At 52.9% G+C, this 19283-nt stretch carries 22 protein-coding genes; 12 read left to right on the top strand and 10 right to left on the bottom strand.

Going from position 1 to position 19283, the window contains the following annotated elements; all coding sequences use genetic code 11:
* Positions 1-84: 84 nt before the first annotated feature.
* The 3 genes from ABKW30_RS25165 to ABKW30_RS25155 form a co-directional block, all read right to left on the bottom strand.
* The gene (locus tag ABKW30_RS25165; RefSeq protein ID WP_348601748.1) at positions 85-1902 is read right to left on the bottom strand and encodes an ABC transporter ATP-binding protein/permease; all 1818 of its coding nucleotides are present in this window, start codon (positions 1900-1902) and stop codon (positions 85-87) included.
* Positions 1903-1973: 71 nt separating this feature from the next.
* Positions 1974-2333, bottom strand: coding sequence for a metalloregulator ArsR/SmtB family transcription factor (locus ABKW30_RS25160; RefSeq protein WP_348601689.1), 360 nt, complete (start codon positions 2331-2333; stop codon positions 1974-1976).
* An 88-nt stretch (positions 2334-2421) separates the two neighbouring features.
* Positions 2422-3663: a LysM peptidoglycan-binding domain-containing protein gene (locus tag ABKW30_RS25155; protein WP_348601688.1), complete on the bottom strand. Its 1242-nt coding sequence runs from the start codon at positions 3661-3663 to the stop codon at positions 2422-2424.
* A gap of 163 nt (positions 3664-3826) precedes the next feature.
* Here ABKW30_RS25155 and ABKW30_RS25150 point away from each other — a divergent pair, with 163 nt between their 5' ends.
* Both ABKW30_RS25150 and ABKW30_RS25145 read left to right on the top strand, forming a co-directional pair.
* Positions 3827-4432, top strand: a complete 606-nt coding sequence (locus ABKW30_RS25150; RefSeq protein WP_348601747.1) for a TIGR00730 family Rossman fold protein — start codon at positions 3827-3829, stop codon at positions 4430-4432.
* A 22-nt stretch (positions 4433-4454) separates the two neighbouring features.
* Positions 4455-5444 (top strand): CorA family divalent cation transporter, encoded by a 990-nt coding sequence (locus ABKW30_RS25145; protein WP_348601687.1) that lies wholly within the window; start codon positions 4455-4457, stop codon positions 5442-5444.
* On the opposite strand, the gene rarD is transcribed toward ABKW30_RS25145, so the two are convergent.
* The 4 genes from rarD to cysS form a co-directional block, all read right to left on the bottom strand.
* The gene (gene rarD, locus ABKW30_RS25140; RefSeq protein ID WP_348601686.1) at positions 5441-6391 is read right to left on the bottom strand and encodes an EamA family transporter RarD; all 951 of its coding nucleotides are present in this window, start codon (positions 6389-6391) and stop codon (positions 5441-5443) included. The two genes, ABKW30_RS25145 and rarD, sit on opposite strands and share 4 nt — an antisense overlap.
* A gap of 102 nt (positions 6392-6493) precedes the next feature.
* Positions 6494-8107, bottom strand: a complete 1614-nt coding sequence (gene cimA / locus ABKW30_RS25135) for a citramalate synthase (RefSeq protein WP_348601685.1) — start codon at positions 8105-8107, stop codon at positions 6494-6496.
* Positions 8104-8598: a GFA family protein gene (locus tag ABKW30_RS25130; RefSeq protein WP_348601684.1), complete on the bottom strand. Its 495-nt coding sequence runs from the start codon at positions 8596-8598 to the stop codon at positions 8104-8106. Before ABKW30_RS25130 ends, cimA begins: the two co-directional genes overlap by 4 nt.
* Entirely contained in the window at positions 8595-10049 is a 1455-nt protein-coding gene (gene cysS / locus ABKW30_RS25125; RefSeq protein ID WP_348601683.1) for a cysteine--tRNA ligase, read from the bottom strand. The genes ABKW30_RS25130 and cysS overlap by 4 nt, the downstream gene beginning before the upstream one ends.
* Positions 10050-10428: 379 nt before the next feature.
* On the opposite strand from cysS, the gene ABKW30_RS25120 reads away from it, so the two are divergent.
* The gene (locus ABKW30_RS25120) at positions 10429-10596 is read left to right on the top strand and encodes a hypothetical protein (protein WP_008128578.1); all 168 of its coding nucleotides are present in this window, start codon (positions 10429-10431) and stop codon (positions 10594-10596) included.
* Here ABKW30_RS25120 and ABKW30_RS25115 read toward each other — a convergent pair.
* Both ABKW30_RS25115 and ABKW30_RS25110 read right to left on the bottom strand, forming a co-directional pair.
* Positions 10573-11187: a LysE/ArgO family amino acid transporter gene (locus ABKW30_RS25115; protein ID WP_348601682.1), complete on the bottom strand. Its 615-nt coding sequence runs from the start codon at positions 11185-11187 to the stop codon at positions 10573-10575. The genes ABKW30_RS25120 and ABKW30_RS25115 overlap by 24 nt on opposite strands.
* A gap of 35 nt (positions 11188-11222) precedes the next feature.
* Entirely contained in the window at positions 11223-11987 is a 765-nt protein-coding gene (locus ABKW30_RS25110; protein ID WP_348601680.1) for an SOS response-associated peptidase, read from the bottom strand.
* A 100-nt stretch (positions 11988-12087) separates the two neighbouring features.
* On the opposite strand from ABKW30_RS25110, the gene ABKW30_RS25105 reads away from it, so the two are divergent.
* The 7 genes from ABKW30_RS25105 to ABKW30_RS25075 all read left to right on the top strand — a co-directional run bounded on the left by ABKW30_RS25105 (position 12088) and on the right by ABKW30_RS25075 (position 16386).
* On the top strand, positions 12088-12519 hold the full coding sequence (locus ABKW30_RS25105; protein ID WP_348601678.1) for an NUDIX domain-containing protein: 432 nt from the start codon (positions 12088-12090) through the stop codon (positions 12517-12519).
* A 118-nt stretch (positions 12520-12637) separates the two neighbouring features.
* A complete protein-coding gene (locus ABKW30_RS25100) occupies positions 12638-12967 on the top strand; it encodes a TIGR02301 family protein (RefSeq protein ID WP_348601746.1) in 330 nt (109 codons plus the stop codon).
* Positions 12968-13069: 102 nt separating this feature from the next.
* Positions 13070-13327 (top strand): hypothetical protein, encoded by a 258-nt coding sequence (locus tag ABKW30_RS25095; RefSeq protein ID WP_348601677.1) that lies wholly within the window; start codon positions 13070-13072, stop codon positions 13325-13327.
* A gap of 20 nt (positions 13328-13347) precedes the next feature.
* The gene (locus ABKW30_RS25090; RefSeq protein ID WP_348601676.1) at positions 13348-14142 is read left to right on the top strand and encodes a hypothetical protein; all 795 of its coding nucleotides are present in this window, start codon (positions 13348-13350) and stop codon (positions 14140-14142) included.
* Positions 14143-14234: 92 nt separating this feature from the next.
* Positions 14235-14690: a carboxymuconolactone decarboxylase family protein gene (locus ABKW30_RS25085; RefSeq protein ID WP_348601675.1), complete on the top strand. Its 456-nt coding sequence runs from the start codon at positions 14235-14237 to the stop codon at positions 14688-14690.
* Entirely contained in the window at positions 14677-15567 is an 891-nt protein-coding gene (locus tag ABKW30_RS25080; protein ID WP_348601674.1) for a sigma-70 family RNA polymerase sigma factor, read from the top strand. Before ABKW30_RS25085 ends, ABKW30_RS25080 begins: the two co-directional genes overlap by 14 nt.
* Positions 15568-15597: 30 nt before the next feature.
* Positions 15598-16386: a PhzF family phenazine biosynthesis protein gene (locus ABKW30_RS25075; protein WP_348601673.1), complete on the top strand. Its 789-nt coding sequence runs from the start codon at positions 15598-15600 to the stop codon at positions 16384-16386.
* Here ABKW30_RS25075 and ABKW30_RS25070 read toward each other — a convergent pair.
* On the bottom strand, positions 16358-17707 hold the full coding sequence (locus ABKW30_RS25070; protein ID WP_348601672.1) for a dihydroorotase: 1350 nt from the start codon (positions 17705-17707) through the stop codon (positions 16358-16360). The two genes, ABKW30_RS25075 and ABKW30_RS25070, sit on opposite strands and share 29 nt — an antisense overlap.
* Before the next feature lie 74 nt (positions 17708-17781).
* On the opposite strand from ABKW30_RS25070, the gene ABKW30_RS25065 reads away from it, so the two are divergent.
* Positions 17782-18630 carry a folate-binding protein YgfZ gene (locus tag ABKW30_RS25065; protein ID WP_348601671.1) on the top strand — a complete coding sequence of 283 codons (849 nt, stop codon included), beginning with the start codon at positions 17782-17784 and terminating at the stop codon, positions 18628-18630.
* Between the two features lie 13 nt (positions 18631-18643).
* Entirely contained in the window at positions 18644-19282 is a 639-nt protein-coding gene (locus ABKW30_RS25060; RefSeq protein ID WP_348601670.1) for an HD family hydrolase, read from the top strand.
* Position 19283: the final 1 nt, after the last annotated feature.

The following is a 19283-nucleotide window of genomic DNA, read 5'->3' as shown; positions in this document are numbered from 1 at the left end:
GCCGTACGCTATGTCGTAACATGACGGCTATTTTTCAACGAGTTTGCGCGTTCATATCGGAGATTGGCAGCCGGAGCAAACCATTCACACCGGCATTGCCGGCTTTCCACGAACAACAACTCCAAGATCGTCCTCAGCCTGCACCCGGCGCAGCCGTTCCTCAGCTTCCGTGGCTTCACGCTGACGGTTCCACATCGACGCATAAAGGCCTTTGAGTTTTAGAAGCTTTGTGTGCGTGCCACGTTCGGCGATCACCCCATCCTTCAAAACGATGATTTCATCGGCACCGATAATGGTGGAAAGCCGGTGAGCAATCACCAAGGTTGTGCGGTCCCGACTGACGAGATCGAGAGCCGACTGGATTTCGTGCTCGGTTGCACTGTCCAGAGCGGATGTAGCCTCATCCAAAATCAGAATTGGCGGTGCTTTGAGGATCGTCCGGGCAATGGCTACGCGCTGCTTTTCGCCACCAGAAAGCTTGAGGCCACGTTCACCAACCATGGCTTTATAGCCCTCAGGCAAACTTTCGATGAACGGGCCTATCTGAGCAAGCTCGGCAGCATTGCGCATTTCCTCGTCAGTGGCACTGATACGGCCATAACGGATGTTGTAAGCGATGCTGTCGTTAAACAGGACGGTATCCTGCGGCACCATACCGATAACAGAGCGCAGGCTTTCCTGCGTCACATCGCGTATATCCTGCCCATCAATACTGATGGAGCCATTCTGGATATCATAGAAGCGGAACAGAAGCCGCGATAGTGTCGATTTACCCGCCCCCGATGGTCCAACGATGGCAACTGTTTTGCCTGCAGGCACCTCGAAGCTGACGCCTTTCAGAATCGGGCGTTTCGGATCATACGCAAACTGCACATTGTCAAAACGGACCGTGCCATGATCGATAACCAGCGGTCTGGCGTCTGGTTTGTCCATAACTTCCTGTTCAACGTCGAGCAGATCAAACATCTGTTCGATATCGGTCAGCCCCTGACGCACTTCGCGATAGATAAACCCGATAAAGTTCAGCGGAATGGAAAGCTGCATCAGCATGGCATTGATGAAAACAAAATCGCCAATCGTTTGCGTACCGGCCATGACCTCCCTGCCCGACATAATCATCATAACGGCCATACCAATGCCGAAGATCACAGCCTGACCAAAATTCAACCAGCCTAGCGATGTCCAGATACGGGTAGCAGAAACTTCGTAACGGGCCATCGCTCCGTCGAAGCGTGTTGCTTCCATGGTTTCATTGCCGAAATATTTGACCGTCTCGAAATTCAGTAATGAATCGATTGCTTTGGAATTTGCATCAGTATCCGACTCGTTCATGTCGCGGCGAATATTGATCCGCCAGTCGCTGGCGCGCACTGTGAACCACGTATAGAGCCACACCGTAGCAACCACGACCGCCACGTAGGATAGGCCATATGTGACTGCAAAAATCACAGCAGTCATCAAGAATTCGATGATTGTCGGCGCGGTATTGAGGATCGTAAAACGGACAATAGTTTCTATGCCTTTTGTTCCACGCTCGATAATACGCGAAAGCCCACCCGTGCGGCGTTCAACATGAAAGCGCAACGATAGCTGGTGCATATGCACAAAGGTCTTATAGGCGAGCTTGCGAACCGCATATTGCCCGACGCTGGCGAAGAGAGCGTCACGCAATTGATTGAGTCCAGCCTGAACAATCCGCGCCAGATTATAGGCAGCGACAAGCATAAGCGGGCCAATGAGCAGAACAGGAAGAAGTTCAGAAACCTCCAGCTTGCCATTCAACGCATCGGTCGCCCACTTGAAAAAATAGGGAACGAGGATCAGCACAACTTTGGAAATGATAAGGTAAAACGTCGCCCAGACGACCCGCATGCGCAGGTCTGGGCGTTCTGACGGCCACATGTAAGGCCACAAATTGCGGATTGTCTGGAGGGTCTTTCCAGACTCGGACGATACAGTCTTATCAGGCACTTTTAATCCTCAAGCACATTTTCGCGCCAGACTTGCGGCTGCGATGGAACGCTCTTCTCTGGCGAGCAGCAGAGCTGGGCCATATTGTTTACTAGCTTCGCGACATGAGCGAATGCCGCCGGATCAATGCTGTAATGCGAGCTTTGACCCGATTGACGGTAGCGGACCAGTCCCGCCTCTACCAAAATCTTGAGGTGTTGCGAAACTGTGGACTGGGCAAGATCCAGACCAGCGACGATATCTTTGCAGCATGACGCATCAAGACAGGAGAGCTGCCGCACTATGCGCAGGCGCGCCGGATGGGCAAGAGCTGCCAGCACGCGCGCAGTTTCGATATCTTCAAGGGATTTTTGGCAAGTCATCGTTCATCGTCGATAAACGATATAAGCCATCAATGCAATGCTGTCCGCAAAAGTTTTGCGTACAAACCCTTAAACGCAGCAGATATTTCTACTGGACGGTCGGCTTGTCTTTTTCCGGCAAGGCAAAGACCTGTCCGGGGAAGATACGGTTGGGATTGCGGATCTGCTCTTTATTGGCAAGGTAGATCGTGGTGTAGCGCATACCTTCGCCGTAGGTCCGGCGCGAAATACGCCATAGATTATCGCCGCGGCGAATGATCACTGACCCCTCGACGCTTTGCAATGGCGCTGATTCATCACCTGTCGCAACTTGCGCTGTTGCGCCCTCGGCTACTTGCGCAGGTTCATTGGCGACCGGCGACGGTGCGACAGCGGAAACACGTTCGCCTGCCTCGCGTTTGAAGGGCACCGCAGATCTTGCAAGCACAGTAATACCGTCGGCAGCAAGCATGTCAGCACGGACAATATAGTCCCCGACAGCCAGTTCCTTCACAGTCTGCACCAAAAACCGGCCTTCCGGCGTTGTCATGGTCGAACCAAGCAGATCGCTATTTGCGTATACTTTCACCGTTGAACCCGCTTCGGCAGTTCCAGCAATGAATAGCTTGTTGCCTTCGATCTCGACGGCTTCTACAGCAATCCGGGCTTTGACAGCTGGCTGGACAACAGGTTTATCGCCCTTCGGAGCAGCGGTGGCTATTGCCTGTCCGGCATCAGGTGCAGGAGTAGCTTCAGGTGTCGTAATCATGCGGCTCGGCTGACCCGATTGCTCAACGAGAGCCAGAACCTGCCCGGCCTTGGATTCAGGAATAGAGACAATGGCTGTTTCAATGGATGTCATGGCAGTGCCATCGGTGCCGGTAGCACGTAGTACTAGCTGATAGTCACCGGGCTTCAAAGGATCATCAAGGGCAATAACAAAGTCACCGCTTTCGTTTGTTTTTGTTGTCCCGATAACCTTGGAACGCGAGAGCAAGTCGACGGTAGCATTGGCTGCGGCTTTACCTGCAATAACAATCGACCCTGAGGGTTCAACACGCAGCACGTCGAAGGTCGGAACACCAGTAGTTGCGGGAGGGGGAGCGATTATCGGCTCAGTTTGCGGTATCGCAGCTTGTTGTGTTGGCGTATCTGCTGCTGCGGGCACTGGAGCGGCAGGCACCACGCCAGTTTCTGCTGGAGCTGCAGCTTTCGCCGAGGTCTCGATATCCGCAATAGCGGCTGGCTTATCGGCTCCTGTTTTGCCTGAAATATCCGCCACATAGAGCGCTACCAAACCCGCCGCAACGACGGCGCTGAACCCCAATAATGCAAATCGTGTGCTGAGCATTGTTTTTCTAACCCTCTTGTTCTTTTTGCTCTAGCGTCTTTTATGCTCCTCTACAAGAAACGACGCAAATTCAGCCTATTATACCTTTTATCTAGTTGAAGCGGTAGGGTGTCCCGATTTGTCGCGCTTGACTGTCAGCGAAGCAAAAGGCACCAAAGAATACATGAGCAAGATTCGATCCATTTGCGTTTACTGCGGTTCGTCGCCGGGCCGCGATCCAATTTACAAACAGAGCGGTAAGCTGCTTGGCAATTCGATTGCCGAGCATGGCCTTGAGTTGATCTATGGCGGTGGCACCAAAGGCATCATGGGTGCCGTTGCCGATGGCGTCATGTCGGCTGGCGGCAAGGTAACGGGGATCATCCCCAAGTTCCTCATGAACAAGGAAGCCACCGAACATTCATTGCAGCAGCTTTCTGAGCTGATCGTCACCGAGGACATGCACGAGCGCAAACACAAGATGTTTGAGCGCTCCGATGCCTTCGTTACCCTCCCCGGCGGAATCGGTACTGTTGAAGAAATTGTCGAGGTCATGACTTGGGCGCAGCTCGGCCGGCACAAAAAACCGATGGTTTTCGCCAACATCAATGGATTCTGGAATCCAATGCTGGCGTTGATTGATCATATGAAAGCCGAAGGCTTTGTTCATACGTCACATTTGGTCAATCCGATTGTGGTAGACAAAGCCGAAGATATCGTGCCTGCGATCCTTAATGCAGCGTCAAAGGGTGATCGCGAAGGCAACGAAGCAATTATTGAACGACTGTGATTAAGGTGAAGGGATCAGCACTATGGACACGCTCGATCCCAAGCCTTCCTCTCCCCGGATGGACGAGTTCGTCATAGTCCATAATTTCGACGCCGGCGGTGCACTCATTGCAGGTCCTGTTGCCGAACCGAGTTGGGCCTGGAAAAGTTACGCGCTTATCGATCTTCGTGCCAAGCGCACTTTGGAAACCGACAAGGGCCTGCCCGAGGCAATCAAAGAAAACCTGCTTATTGCAGGCGACCAATACCAGATCAGTTATGATGACGGCTGGCTATTTGGCGAACTTCCCGATCTGCAGCACGAACACTATGGCGATGCGCGAAAGCTTGGCTACTTCCGTTTTGCATTGAACGACAGGTTGTTTATCAGTGGGCGACGCCATCCACTGCAATCGGTCGATGATGTCCGTCAGTACATACTCCACGATAAAATCAAACTTGAGACTCCACTGGATTTGTTCAATGCCATATTCAGGCGTTTCCTTGAATTGTTAAAAGCCGAGATTGCCAAACTCTCCGAAACGCTTGACTCGATTGAAGACCATATTGTAGGCGAGAATTGGCAAGGCGAACGAGAGCGTCTCGTGCCTGTGAGGCGCCAGATCGTGCTGTTTCACCGCTATCTGACCGCTGCAACCAGTCTGTTCCGCCACATTGACCACGCTGACCGGCGCGCTTTTCCAGAAAATTTGGATGACCTTATTGAAGGATTATCTCGCAGGGCAGAGACACTGCATGCGGAGGGCGAGCAATTGCAGCAGCGCGCGCGCCTCTTGCAGGACGAACTCATGGCAAAACTGACCAACCAATCCAACCAGTTCCTCTATATTTTGTCGATAATGACTGCCGTATTGCTACCAACCACTGTTATCAGCGGTCTTTTCGGCATGAACACTGGGGGACTTCCCTTTCTGGAAAGCCCACATGGGTTCTGGATCGTAGCCTTCGTGGCTCTGTTTATTTCAGTGATGGTTTATTTGTTCGTCCGCAAGATTGGCGGATCACGAAGCTAAGCCGCAATGGCCAGACGAACCTTTCGTGCTTCGTGCAGCATGGACCACGTATAGATCGCCAGCGCTGACCAGATCAAAGCGAATGCTATGAACTGAATATGCGAGAACGGCTCACCGAAAACGAAGATCGCGCTTAGGAACACGATGGTCGGCGCAATATACTGCATCAGACCAATGGTTGTGTACCTGAGCAGTTTTGCACCGAAAGCGTAAAGGATAAGTGGTACGGCAGTCGCCGGGCCAGCAAAAAGCAACAAGCCAATATCATGGGCGCTGCCGTGCACGAAATGGCTCGTACCTTGTATGACAGTCCAGGCGATAAGAGCAAGCGACGGGATCGAAAGTATCAAAACTTCCAGCATGAAACCCTGCGTCGGGCCAATCGGCAAAGTCTTGCGGAAGAAACCGTAGAAACCGAAGCTGAACGCCAGTACCAGCGATATCCATGGCAGTCCGCCTGAATAAACTGTCAGCAGGATTACGGCACAGGCCGCAAGCGCAACAGCCACCATCTGCGGCTTGGACAGGCGCTCACCAAGAAACACCGCGCCCAGAACAACGTTAACCAGCGGGTTAATGTAATAGCCCAGTGCCGTATCGATCGCATGGCCGGAGCCGATCGCCCAGACATATGTGCCCCAGTTAATAGTGATAAGGCAGGCCGTAAGTGTTGCCATCGCCAACATGCGCGGCGTCGTCAGTGCCGTCTTAAGGTCGCCAAAGAGACCAAGCCACCACAACAAAAGACCGGCAATCGGAACGGACCAGACAATGCGATGCGCGACGACTTCAAGCGCGGGCATATGTGCGACCGTTTTCAGGTAGAATGGAAGGATGCCCCATAGGAGATAAGCCGCAAGAGCGAAGATAAAGCCCTTCTTACCATCGGACATACCCGGCAAAGGCGCGGCACCAATTGCAGCATTCATTTTTGCTTGTTCGCTCATGGTGCGAAGTCCTAGACCTCAGCCTGCACTGCGTCCATTGAATTCGACTGATCGAAACATCAAGCCGTTTGATGTTTTGGGCAGTTTTCCAAACAAATCGAGCTATTCCGCTGCGATTTTTCCTGCAAGATCACGATTTTTCATCAGTTTATAGACCACGGAGTCCATTAATGCCTGAAAAGATGCATCAATGATGTTGTCGGATACACCGACTGTCCACCACCGAACATTGCTTGAATCCGTCGATTCGATCAGAACCCTTGTGATCGCCTCGGTGCCGCCATTGAGGATACGAACCTTGAAATCCGCCAGTACGAGATCGTCTATTTCATCCTGATAGCTACCCATATCCTTGCGTAGGGCAAGATCGAGCGCATTAACAGGCCCATGCCCCTCGGCCACAGACATACGCATTTCGCCATCGACTTCCATGCGGACCACGGCTTCCGAGACCGTCTTGATATTGCCATTGGAGTCGAAACGACGCTCAACCATGCAGCGAAATGAGTCCACTTTGAAAAACTCCGGCACGGTGCCAAGCGTGCGCCTTGCGAGCAGCTCAAAACTCGCATCGGCTCCCTCGTAGGCATATCCTTCCGCTTCATGTTCTTTGACGAGCGAAATCAGCGTATCGAGTCGCGGGTCGGTCTTGCTGACCGGTATGCCCCGCCGCTCAAGCTCGTTGATAAAATTGGACTTGCCACCCTGATCTGAAATCATGACCTTGCGGCGATTGCCCACTGTTTCGGGCGGGACATGTTCGTAAGTAGCTGGCTCCTTGATCAAGGCAGAAGCGTGAATACCGGCCTTTGTGGCAAAGGCCGATGAGCCAACAAACGCGCCTTGTGCATTCGGTGCACGGTTAAGCAGCTCGTCAAAGCTACGCGACAGCCGCGACAGGCCCTTCAATTTTTCAAGGCTTATACCCGTTTCGAACCGATCCGCCCACGCGGGCTTGAGCATCAATGTCGGGATTATTGTGATCAGATTGGCATTGCCGCAGCGCTCGCCAATACCGTTCAGCGTACCCTGCACGTGACGAACGCCAGCATCGATTGCCGCAAGCGAGTTTGCGACGGCCTGCTCGGTATCATTATGCGCATGAATGCCGAGATGATCGCCCGGAATAAGCTTTGTAACCGCCTTAACAATCTGCGTAATTTCAGTAGGCTGCGTGCCACCATTCGTGTCGCAAAGAACGACCCATCGAGCGCCCGCATCGTAAGCGGTTTTTGCACATGCCAAGGCATAGTCAGGGTTCGCCTTGTAGCCATCAAAGAAGTGTTCGCAATCGACAATGGCTTCCTTGCCAGCGGTGACAGCAGCCCGAACCGAGGCATCAATGGATTCAAGGTTCTCTTCGTTTGTACAACCTAACGCGACACGGACGTGATAGTCCCAGCTTTTGCCAACGAAACATACTGTATCGGCTGATGATCCAATTAATGCCGCAACACCCGGATCATTCGAAACAGAGACGCCAGGGCGCTTCGTCATGCCGAATGCAGCAAACTTTGCCCTGTTTGTGCGCTTTTCTGCAAAGAAAGCGGTATCGGTCGGGTTTGCACCCGGATAACCACCTTCAACATAGTCGAAGCCAAACTCGTCAAGCATTGTTGCTATGACTTTTTTGTCTTCTACCGAGAAATCAATGCCGGGCGTCTGTTGCCCATCACGCAAGGTTGTATCGAATAGATAAATCCGTTCTTTGGTCATTTGCCCGCCTCTTTCACAGGCCATTCGTCCGTATCGAAATCCGGATGCTGGTACGATGTCATCGTCTTAACAAATTCCACGGAATCCGGATCGCTTTCCGATGTGTATCCCGGTAGATCGCGCAATGCATCAACGTATGGAAGTTTGTCTTCGAGACCCCATTGAACAGTTGGTGCCAGATTTTCCGGTTCGTCAAAAACACCGATGGCAAGTGCTATGCCATCGGGCGCTTCGTAGGTCAGCGGAGTTCCGCATTCAGAACAGAATCCGCGTTTCACATGGTTTGAAGACTGAAATCGCTTTGGCTCGCCGCGTGTCCACTTCAAATCCGAATGGGTCACCGAGACCAGCGGTGCAAAGAAATTGCCGAATGCTTTTTGACACATACGGCAATGACAGATGGACGGGTTCCCAAGTGTACCTTCTACACGGAAACGCACAGCGCCGCATTGACAACCGCCGGTGTAGATTGGTCTGTTGTCCAAACTCACCTCTTCACCTCCCAGGTTGTCACGCGCTCGCCACTGGCTGCATCCTTGCCGTCTTTCAGCTGAATGCCTTTTTCCAGCAATTCATAACGAATAGCATCAGCTTCAGCAAAATCCTTGGCACCAAGCAGTTCCAGACGCAGTTTTACCTTTGCTTCGATTTCGGCAACGAATTCGGCCGACATCTCTTCAGCATCGCTGCTCAAATCGATTCCGAGCAAGGCGAACGTTGCCTTGTAGGCAGCAGGGTCCAAGGACTTTGATTTGCGAGCAGATGCCAGCCAGTTGATAAGACCCGGCGTAGCAAGATCGTCTGACAATATCTCCAGGGCTTCATCGGGTATCCATCCGACTGCCGCGGAGCCAGCATATTCCCGCGACTTTGCAAGAATGTTTTCCGCTTCTTCCAGACGGTTTATGCTGAAGTCGATCGGCTCGCGGTAATTGGTCATGAGCATGGCAAGGCGCAGCACAGCACCCGGCCACTTTCGGTCACCAAATGTTGTTGTCTCCAACAATTCATTGATGGTGAAGAAATTGCCGACGCTCTTGGCCATCTTCTGGCCTTCGACCTGAAGAAAACCGTTATGCATCCAGATATTTGCCATGCGTTCCGTGCCGAATGCGCAGCAGGACTGAGCAATCTCGTTCTCATGATGCGGGAAGACGAGATCAATGCCGCCAGCATGGATATCGAAGATATTCTTCATCGGGTCATCGCACTGCAATCCGCCGCCAAATGGCTCGAGAAGCTTGGCCATCGACATCGCCGAGCACTCAATATGCCACCCGGGCCGCCCGAGACCGTCGATACCCGCAGGTGATGGCCAGCCCGGTTCGCCCTCTTTGGAGGGCTTCCACAAGACGAAATCCATCTCATCGCGCTTATAAGATGCAACATCGACACGCGCGCCAGCCAGCATGTCATCGGCAGAACGGCGCGCCAGCAATCCATAACGGGGACCTTTTGCAGCATTCATTGCAGACGGTGAAAACAGCACATGCCCATCAGCAACATAGGCGACGCCGCGCTCTACCAGCCGATCAATCATCGCAACCATCTCGGCGATGTATTCTGTTGCCCGGGGCTGTGATGAGGGTTGCAGATTGCCCAATGCCGTCACATCCGCCTGGAACTGGGCGTTGGTGGCTTCGGTAACTTTGCGGATAGCCTCGTTCAGCGGCAGTTCGGGGAAATCCCGGGCTGCACGCGCGTTGATCTTATCGTCCACGTCCGTGATGTTGCGCACATAGGTAACGTGATTTTCGCCATAGGTGTGGCGCAACAGCCGATACAGAACGTCAAACACGATGACAGGGCGCGCATTGCCGATATGAGCATAATCATAGACCGTTGGTCCGCAGACATACATGCGCACATTCTTATTATTGATCGGCTCGAAGTTTTCCTTCGAGCGTGTCAGCGTATTATAGAGGCTAATAGGGTGCGGCATGGTCGGCTCAATTTTCAGGTTTAAGGATAGACGATATTAACGTATGGGTCGCTTGACCGGCATATTTGCATCTTTGGTACTGGAAATTTGAGATGAAAACGGCCGGGCCAGCAAGTGCTAGCTGATAATGGTCCGACAGGTAATAATAATTGTGACTGGCAACGTTTTCATGGGGGTCTTTATGATTGAGCGCTCGCCAATCGTCAAGAGTCAGCTGCGTGCTAGCTGGTGTGGCATATTTGTCGGGATCACAATGGTTAATCCAAATTAACCGGAAAGCCTAAAATCCTCCCGAAAAGTGCCTTTTTTCCGGCCAATTTGAACGGGATTCCTGTCCTTGGATAAAAGGGGAATTGGCCCCGCCAAAAGGACCAGACTGATGATCCCGACACAACAAACAGCCAAGCCGCGAGAAAGCATCTTTGCCGACCACCTCGCCTCACAATATCGCGCGATCGGACCTGCTGCCATTCAGGCTGCTGTTCTCAATTCCATTCGCCAGCGCCCACCTTTGAAGCTTGCTTCAATTGTTCAGGAAACGGACTAGGAGACTAAGCGCGATGCTGGCCATTACGAGGCCGATTATTACATCCAGCACGCGCCATGCAGCTGGCTTGGCGAAGACCGGTTGCAAGAGCCTCGCGCCATAGCCAAGGCCGAAAAACCATACGAAAGACGCTATCGCCGCGCCAGCGCCATAAGCCGCGCGGTTGACCCCTTCAAAACGCGCCGAGAGGCCGCCGAGTAAAACAACGGTATCAAGATAGACGTGCGGGTTGAGGAAAGTCAGCGCAAGCACCGTACCAATAGCGACTTTCAATGACCCGCTGCCAGCCCGAGCAGCCTGCATCGCTTCCGGATGCAAAGCACGCCTGAACGCCACTGAGGCGTACCAGAAAAGAAATACTGCCCCGCCGAGGGTAACGATTGAAATAAGTTTGGGCGACTGGGCAATCAGCGTCCCCAGACCTGCCACCCCAGCCGTGATAAGCAGTGCATCAGACAAGGCACATATAAAGCTCAAGATGAAGACGTGTTCCCGCAGCAAACCCTGACGCAATATGAAAGCGTTCTGAGCGCCGATGGCAATAATCAGCGACGCGCCAAGAAGAAATCCGGATAATGCGGCTGAAAACATTCGGCGAGGTATCCTGATAATTGGTTTGGAGCGGATTAGAACAGTTTCATCTGCGTATCAGGTTCTACCGGCTTGGTGCGAGCAGATTTTTTGGGCTCATTCAAATTTTCAAGCACCCTTTCCTGAATGTCAGGACCGCTATTTGCAACTTTGTTCACTTTGTCCGAGACTGGAATGGCTTCGAAGAAATCAGCTTGTGCGGGTTTCATCAAATCAGCGACGTGGCGCGGCTCCTGCGTTTTGCAATCGAGCCAGCGGGCAAAATCCTTCTGCTCAATGACGACAGGCATACGGTCGTGAATGGACCGGATATCTTCACTGGCGCTCGTGGTCAGAATTGCACCCGTATCCATCTCGGAGCCTTCCGCATTCGCCCAAGGCTCATAAAGACCCGCAAAAGCTATAATTCCGCCATCTCTGGGACGAATCCAGTAAGCTTGGGACTTCTTGTCGCCTGTGCGCCGCCACTCATAAAATCCAGAAGCCGGAATCAGAGCACGGCGATGCCGCATAGCTGTCTTGAAGGATGCTTTTTCAATTGCTGTTTCGGAACGCGCATTGATCATCAAGGGATAGTCGGCGGTATTTTTGACCCAACCGGGGATGAACCCCCACCTGACGAGCAGCGCGCGTCGATCTGAGCGATTACTGCCGGGCGGCGGAGTTTCTCCGCTTACCACCATGAGGATCGGCTGCGTCGGAGCAATGTTGAAACGTGGCGGGAAATCCTCAAGTTCCATGAGAGCAAGATAGGCCGCAATTTCTTCCGGGGTTCCGAGGAGTGAAAAACGTCCACACATGTTTTAACCTGCTTTGGTGCCGGCAGAATTTCCGCACTCGAACCACTTGCTCAAGTAACACCACCTTGTCAAATTGAGTTTCAGCGCCTACCGCTTTGATATGGACCAAATTCCCCTCTCCGCAACTGTCGATGGTGTTTCAACCGTCTGTATCCGCGACGGAGCCTTTCTGCTGGTTGAACGCGGGCGGGAGCCTTCCAAGGGCTGGCTCGCTTTTCCCGGCGGAAGGCGGGAAGTCGGCGAGACACCACAAGAGGCCGCGATAAGAGAATTGCAGGAAGAAACCGGTATCACTGCCGCAATGGTCACCTATCTGACAACCGTGACATTCGATTATTCCACACCGGAATTTCCTGCCTCCAAACCTTTTCGGCTGGCTGTCTTTCTTGCCCATGACCTATCCGGAGAGGCAATTGCGGCGGACGATGCGGCTGCCGTTCACTGGCTGCGGTTCGAAGAGATGGCACAATTTGATGTCACCGAAAGTGTGCTTGACGTAGCTCGGGAACTCGCTCAAGGCCTTAAAAGCTGAGGGTATTAACCACACATGCCTTGAAGCTGCCTTGCTTTCGGGTGACAAAGGCTTGGGGATTTCAGCTCAAGGCAGTTTTGTGCGTCGAATAGCGTTTATCATATTTGCATTGACGGCAATTTCGCACACTGCGCCAGCCTATGCGGTTGACCCGCTTTACGAAACGAAACTGATAAGACTTGCGGAAGTGTTGGGCTCCATCCACTCTTTACGCAACATATGTGGAGAAAACAGCAGCCAATGGCGCGACAGGATGGACGCGCTTCTGCTTGCAGAGAACCCAGACCCAACACGCAAAGCGCGGTTGATAGCGAGCTTCAACCGGGGATACCGGACCTTCAACGAGACGTATTCAGCCTGCACCAGTCAGGCAATTGCGGCGATTGACCGCTATGAACAGGAAGGAACAAAGCTTTCTTCCGAGATCGTATCGGGATATGGAAATTAACCAGGCTTTAACTGTTGAAGCCAATGAACCGCATTTTAAGCAAAACCTATGGTATTGTTTAGCGGCACTTTAAGAATTGGCTCCGGCCAAGGATGGTACACCATGAACATGACCTCGACAGACCTCGATAAGCTGGTTGCTGAAGAGAAAAAGCTTGTAGCGATCGAATATCAGAATGAAGTCTGGGCTGATGGCACGCTTGAAGGCATCGAACCGGAAATCATGGCAGAAGCAGCGTTTGCCACTGCGCTGGTCGAGCTTATCCGCGATAACGGGGAAGTGTCCGCATTGGCCTTGCTCGAAGCCTTGCGTGAACGTATCTCTGCTGGCGAGTTTTCGACGAATCGCATTCTGCAGTAGTTCAATCCCGGGTGACATTCATGCTTGAAAAGCGTCTTTCTGCTTATCCTTTCGCCAGAGCCTTAATGCTGGCGACCGGGGTATGCGCATTCGGCATGCCTGCATGGTCTGCAAACTCCTTGACCCCGGTGCAACTCGCGCTCAGCGAACTGAAGAAAGAAGAGCTTCCAAAGGCTGCGGAGCCTGCCAAGCCTGGTGATGAGCAGCCAGCAGGCGAAACGCAGACACCTCCTCCCGCATCGACAGACAAGCCGGAGGCCGCGCCAACCGATCCAGCAGCGGACGACAGCGACGGTAGTGCCAAAGCGACAAATCCGGCTATGCCGAATGCCAAGGACGGCGCGGAAACACCTGAGGTCCAATACGATCTCACCAAGCTGCCCTTCCCGGTACAAAAAATGCACCAGCTTATCCTTGAGGCCGCAAAGTCTGGTAGTATTGATGCGTTGCGCCCACTCATCGGATCTGGCGACGATGTGACAATGCTTTCGCTCGCCGAAGTTGATGGTGATCCTCTGGTATATCTGAAAAGCCAGGCAGGTGACCCTGATGGTCAGGAGATACTGGCCATCCTCGTTGATGTGCTGGAGTCGGGCTATGTGCACATCGATGCGGGTACGGCAGATGAACTTTATGTCTGGCCCTATTTCTTTGCATATCCGTTAGACAAACTCGATGCAAAGCAGAAAGTCGAACTTTTTCAAATTGTTACGGCTGGCGATTACGATGAAATGAAGCAGTTCGGCACTTATGTGTTCTACCGCTTGGGCATCACGCCAAAGGGCCGTTGGCGCTTTTTCGTAACCGGCGACTGATTTTTTCAGAATTATTTTTAGGATGATGTCACATCCGGCAATTCTGTCTCGTCTCACGTTCAGGCAACTGAATGCCAAACAGGAGACAGACCATGAAAGCCAGATTAAACCCCATCAGTTTTGACGCCATCAAGCCGATGCTCACCATGAGCGACAGCGTTGAAAGCGACGGCGTCGAGAAGAGCCTGCAAGAACTCGTCAAGATGCGGGCATCCCAGATCAATGGGTGCGCCTATTGCCTCGATATGCATTCCAAGGATGCGCGTAAACACGGTGAAACTGAACAACGTATTTATTTGCTGAATAGCTGGAGAGAATCGCCGCTATATAGCGACCGGGAACGGGCAGCATTGGCGTGGACAGAGGCATTGACGCTTGTCTCGCAAACCCATGCGCCTGACAGTGACTATGAAGTATTGAAGCTTCATTTCACCGAGGAGGAAATTGTGAAACTGACCATGCTCATCGTCACCATCAACGGTTGGAACCGCATTGCAATCGGCTTCCGCTCTGTACATCCTGTGGCAAAAGCCAGTGTCGCAGCCTGAGAGCACAGCCGATACGTTCAGCCGCCTAAGGCCGCGGCTGACCCGGATTGCATACCGCATGCTGGGGTCAGTCGTTGAGGCGGAGGACATCGTTCAGGAAGGCTTCATTCGCTGGCACCAGACCGAAAAGTCAGCAGTGCGCAACGAAGAAGCCTACCTTGTCCGCATAATCACACGGCTTTGCCTCGATCAGCTGAAATCGGCACGTGTTCGCAGGGAAAAATATGTGGGAGACTGGCTTCCCGAGCCAATACTCGATCCCGCTGCGGAAGAGGCTGAAGCTGATATTACGTTGACCCTCATGATAGCGCTCGAGCGACTATCACCGCTTGAGCGAGCTGCGTTTCTCTTGCATGACGTGTTCGGTCAGGACTTCAACCAGATTGCCGAGACTATTGGCCGGGATGCTGCAACCTGCCGGCAATTGGCAAGCCGCGCACGCAATCATGTGCAAAAGGCCAAGCCACGTTTTCCGGTATCCAACGAGCAGGGCAGCAGGATTGCTGCTGCATTTTTCAATGCCTCACGCACCGGAGACACGCAGACACTGCAGACCCTGCTGGCAGATGACGTTGTTATGTATGCCGATGGCGGCGGTGTAAGGCTTTCGATCATTAATCCCATTCATACGGCAGCGGACATTACCCGGTTCTTTGACGGGATTTCGCGCCGTGCAGAATTCAAGCTTCCGACCTTGCTGCATAAGGGGCTCATTGACGGACTGCATGGTTTCGCGACGATGGAATCCGACGATCTACCGCAAACAACCGCGCTCGAAATCGAGAACGGCAAGATCACTGCAATCTATGTCATGCGCAATCCGGAAAAACTCCGGCATTTGCAGTTTGCGAAAACAAACGCAGAGGGTACAGCTTAATGCCCTGCTCCCGACGGCAAAAGGTAAATAATGACGACGCTGACAATGTATCAGGTGGATGCTTTCACCAATGAGCTTTTCCGTGGCAACCCTGCCGCGGTTTTGGTGCTGGATGACTGGCTTCCGGTGGAAACCATGCAGAACATCGCTGCCGAGAATAATCTGGCAGAAACTGCATTCTTGAAGCGTAATACAAGCGGGTGGGATTTGCGCTGGTTCACTCCGGTTCACGAGGTGAATTTTTGCGGACACGCTACCCTCGCCTCGTCTCATGTTCTGCTGCATGAAATGGCTGTTGATGGTGAACTTTCATTCGAAACGAGAGTCGGTACCCTGCGCGTGCATAAAACCGATGCCGGCTATCAGCTCGACTTTCCCAGCTTCAATCCTGAACCTGTTACGGATATTCTAGGGGCACTCAAAGATATAACCGGCCGCAACGACATCACGGCATTTCAAAATTTCGAGAATGTTTTCGTGGAACTCGAAAACGAGCAAGCCGTGCTCGATTTCGTTCCAGATCTTCCGAAGATCACTGCGTTTGATCCATTTGGCATGGTAATCACCGCAAAGGGCGATGAACATGATTTCGTATCGCGTTATTTCGTGCCACATGCCGGTATTCCGGAAGATCCGGTAACAGGATCGATCCATTCCACACTTGTACCCTATTGGGCTGGCAAGCTTGGCAAAACCCAACTCTCAGCATTTCAACGCTCCAACCGCGGTGGACATCTGCTTTGCGAGCTTTCAGGTGACCGCGTGCTGATTACTGGCTCAGCGGTAACGTTCATGAAGGCAGAAATTTATCTGCCTTGAAGCCCTCACCAAATAGAACAGGCTCGCCTTGTGATGGTGCGACGATTTCGCCGTCCCACATAACTTTGATACCGCGAACAATCGTGCCAACTGGCCAGCCGGTAACAATCTTGCCGTCATAGGGCGTCCAACCCGCCTTTGACCCGACCTGCGCGTTGGTGATGGTTTCACGGCGCTTCATGTCAACGATTGTTAAATCCGCATCATAGCCCACAGCGATGCGCCCCTTGCGCGCCATTCCGAAAAGGCGGTTTGGGCCATGTGAACTCAAATCGACAAAGCGCTCTATGGAAAGGCGGCCGGCATTTACGTGATCCAACATGATCGGAACAAGCGTTTGCACGCCAGTCATGCCTGATGGGGATGCCGGATAAGGCTTCGACTTTTCCTCTAGTGTGTGAGGCGCGTGATCCGAGCCGAGCACATCCACAATGCCCTGCCCGATCCCCTTCCAGACGCCATCGCGATGGCGCGCATCGCGCACAGGCGGGTTCATCTGGATCAAGGTGCCCAGCGTAGCATACTGGCTGGCATCAAGCGTCAGGTGGTGCGGCGTGGCCTCACAACTTGCGACATCCTTGTGTTGAGCAAGGAAATCAATCTCTTCAGCTGTAGAGATGTGCAGAACGTGAATGCGAGCGCCCGTTTCGCGGGCAATACGAACAAGCCGTTCAGTGCATTGAAGTGCTGCTAATTCATCGCGCCAAACGGGATGTGATGAAGGATCATTGGGGACGCGGAAACTTTCGCGCTCACGCAGTCGAAACTCATCCTCGGAATGGAAAGCCGCACGACGACGGGTATTCTTTAAAATTGAACGGACGCCCTCATCGTCTTCAACGAGAAGATCACCTGTCGACGAGCCCATAAACACCTTGATGCCCGCAGCACCCGGTAGCCGCTCTAATTCAGGAACATCATGAGCATTGTCACGCGTGCCGCCGACCCAAAAGGCGAAATCGCAATGCATACGATGTTTGCCCCGCCGGACTTTGTCCTCAAGCGTTTCAGCCGATGTCGTCAGTGGCTTCGTGTTTGGCATTTCGAAAACAGCAGTTACGCCACCGAGAACGGCAGAGCGTGAGCCGCTTTCCAGATCTTCCTTATGCTCAAGGCCCGGTTCCCGAAAATGCACCTGACTGTCAACGACACCGGGAAGAATATGCAACCCTGTCGCATCGATGATTTCGCCAGCCGATGCGGTGCCGAGATTGCCGATAGCTGCAATGCGTCCGTTGGTGATGCCGATATCGCGCAAACCGACACCATCCTGATTGACCACCATACCGCTTCGATAAATCGTGTCGAATGTTTGCGCCATTTGCATCTCCTTCACCTTGCGAACCTGTCCCGAGCGGATTACGTAACAGGAACAGATAAGGCAAGGATAATGCAATGCCATCGGCACTTTTAAACGGAAGAGCGATCCTGAATGTCGCGGGTGAGGAAGCTGAGAGCTTTCTTCAGAACCTTGTCACCACTGATCTCGACAGTTTGCAAAAGGGCAAGCTAAGACCCGGAGCGCTACTAAGTCCTCAGGGCAAGATCATGTTCGAATTTCTGGTCTCGCGTTCTGCGGATGGCCTTCGGCTCGACTGTCTGCAATCTGTTGCCGATGATTTTGCCAAACGTCTGACCCTCTATAAACTCCGTGCCAAGGTACAGATTTCCGTGGATTCTGAATCACTTGTGACTGTTTCGTGGGAAGCCGATTCAGATACCTCAGATTCTGATTCAACCATCCAGGACGAGCGCTTTCCAGATGACCTGAAGGTTTATCGCCATTACGGGAGTACTGACACCAGCGAAAACGATAATGCTTGGACGCGGCTCAGGATTGCTCACGGCGTTGCTCAGGCACCGGATGACTACACGCTCGGCGATGCATTCCCTCATGATATCAATCTTGACCAGACAGGCGGCGTTTCGTTCAAGAAAGGTTGCTTCATAGGGCAGGAAGTAGTCTCGCGCATGCAGCATCGTGGCACTGCACGCCGACGTATTCTGATTGTGGATAGCCAAGCAGATTTGCCTTCGACGGGCACATCAATCACAGCAAATGGCCGTGAGCTTGGCACGCTGGGAAGCGTGGCGGGTAAAACCGGGCTGGCACTTGTCCGTATCGACCGCGTGAAAGATGCAATGGATGGTGGCACTGCTATTTTGGCAGGAGAAACTGCCATTGACCTTGCCATTCCGCCCGAACACCGGTTTACATTTCCCGTAAGTGCGCAGGAGGCGTAGCCGGGGAGCTTTAATGCAAGGACGGGCAAAGCCCAATCAAGAGCGTTCGACCAAGCCGGAAATGCGAGCTTGGCAACGCATGCTATCGGGGCGGCGGCTTGATCTGCTCGATCCCTCACCGCTTGATATCGAAATAGAAGATATTGCGCAGGGACTTTCGCGGGTGGCGCGCTGGAATGGTCAAACAACTGGCGATCATGCCTATTCGGTTGCTCAGCACTCACTTCTCGTAGAGGAAATATTCGGCCGCCTCTTCCCGCAGGTGACAATCGACCAACGGCTTGTCGCGCTTTTGCATGATGCACCGGAATACGTCATCGGTGATATGATTTCGCCGTTCAAGGCGGTGGTTGGCGGCGACTACAAAGCGGTCGAATTGCGGTTGCAACAGGCCATTCATCTAAGGTTTTCACTTGCTCCCGCAGTGAAGCAAGAACTTCGTTTGCAGATCAAACGTGCTGACGCGATTGCCGCCTACTATGAGGCAACGGTACTTGCCGGCTTTTCACAAAGCGAAGCAACCGAGTTTTTCGGGCGCCCGCGCGGTATTGATCCGCAAGGCCTCGACTTGACGCCCCTTCCCACGCAAAGTGCGCACGTCGAATTTCTGTCGCGGTTTTCTGCGCTCGACGAACAGCGCGCCAAAGGATAAC

Origin of the sequence: Phyllobacterium sp. SB3 (assembly GCF_040009165.1) — a bacterium.
Lineage (GTDB): Bacteria > Pseudomonadota > Alphaproteobacteria > Rhizobiales > Rhizobiaceae > Phyllobacterium.
This window is presented reverse-complemented; position numbering and strand designations above follow the sequence as displayed.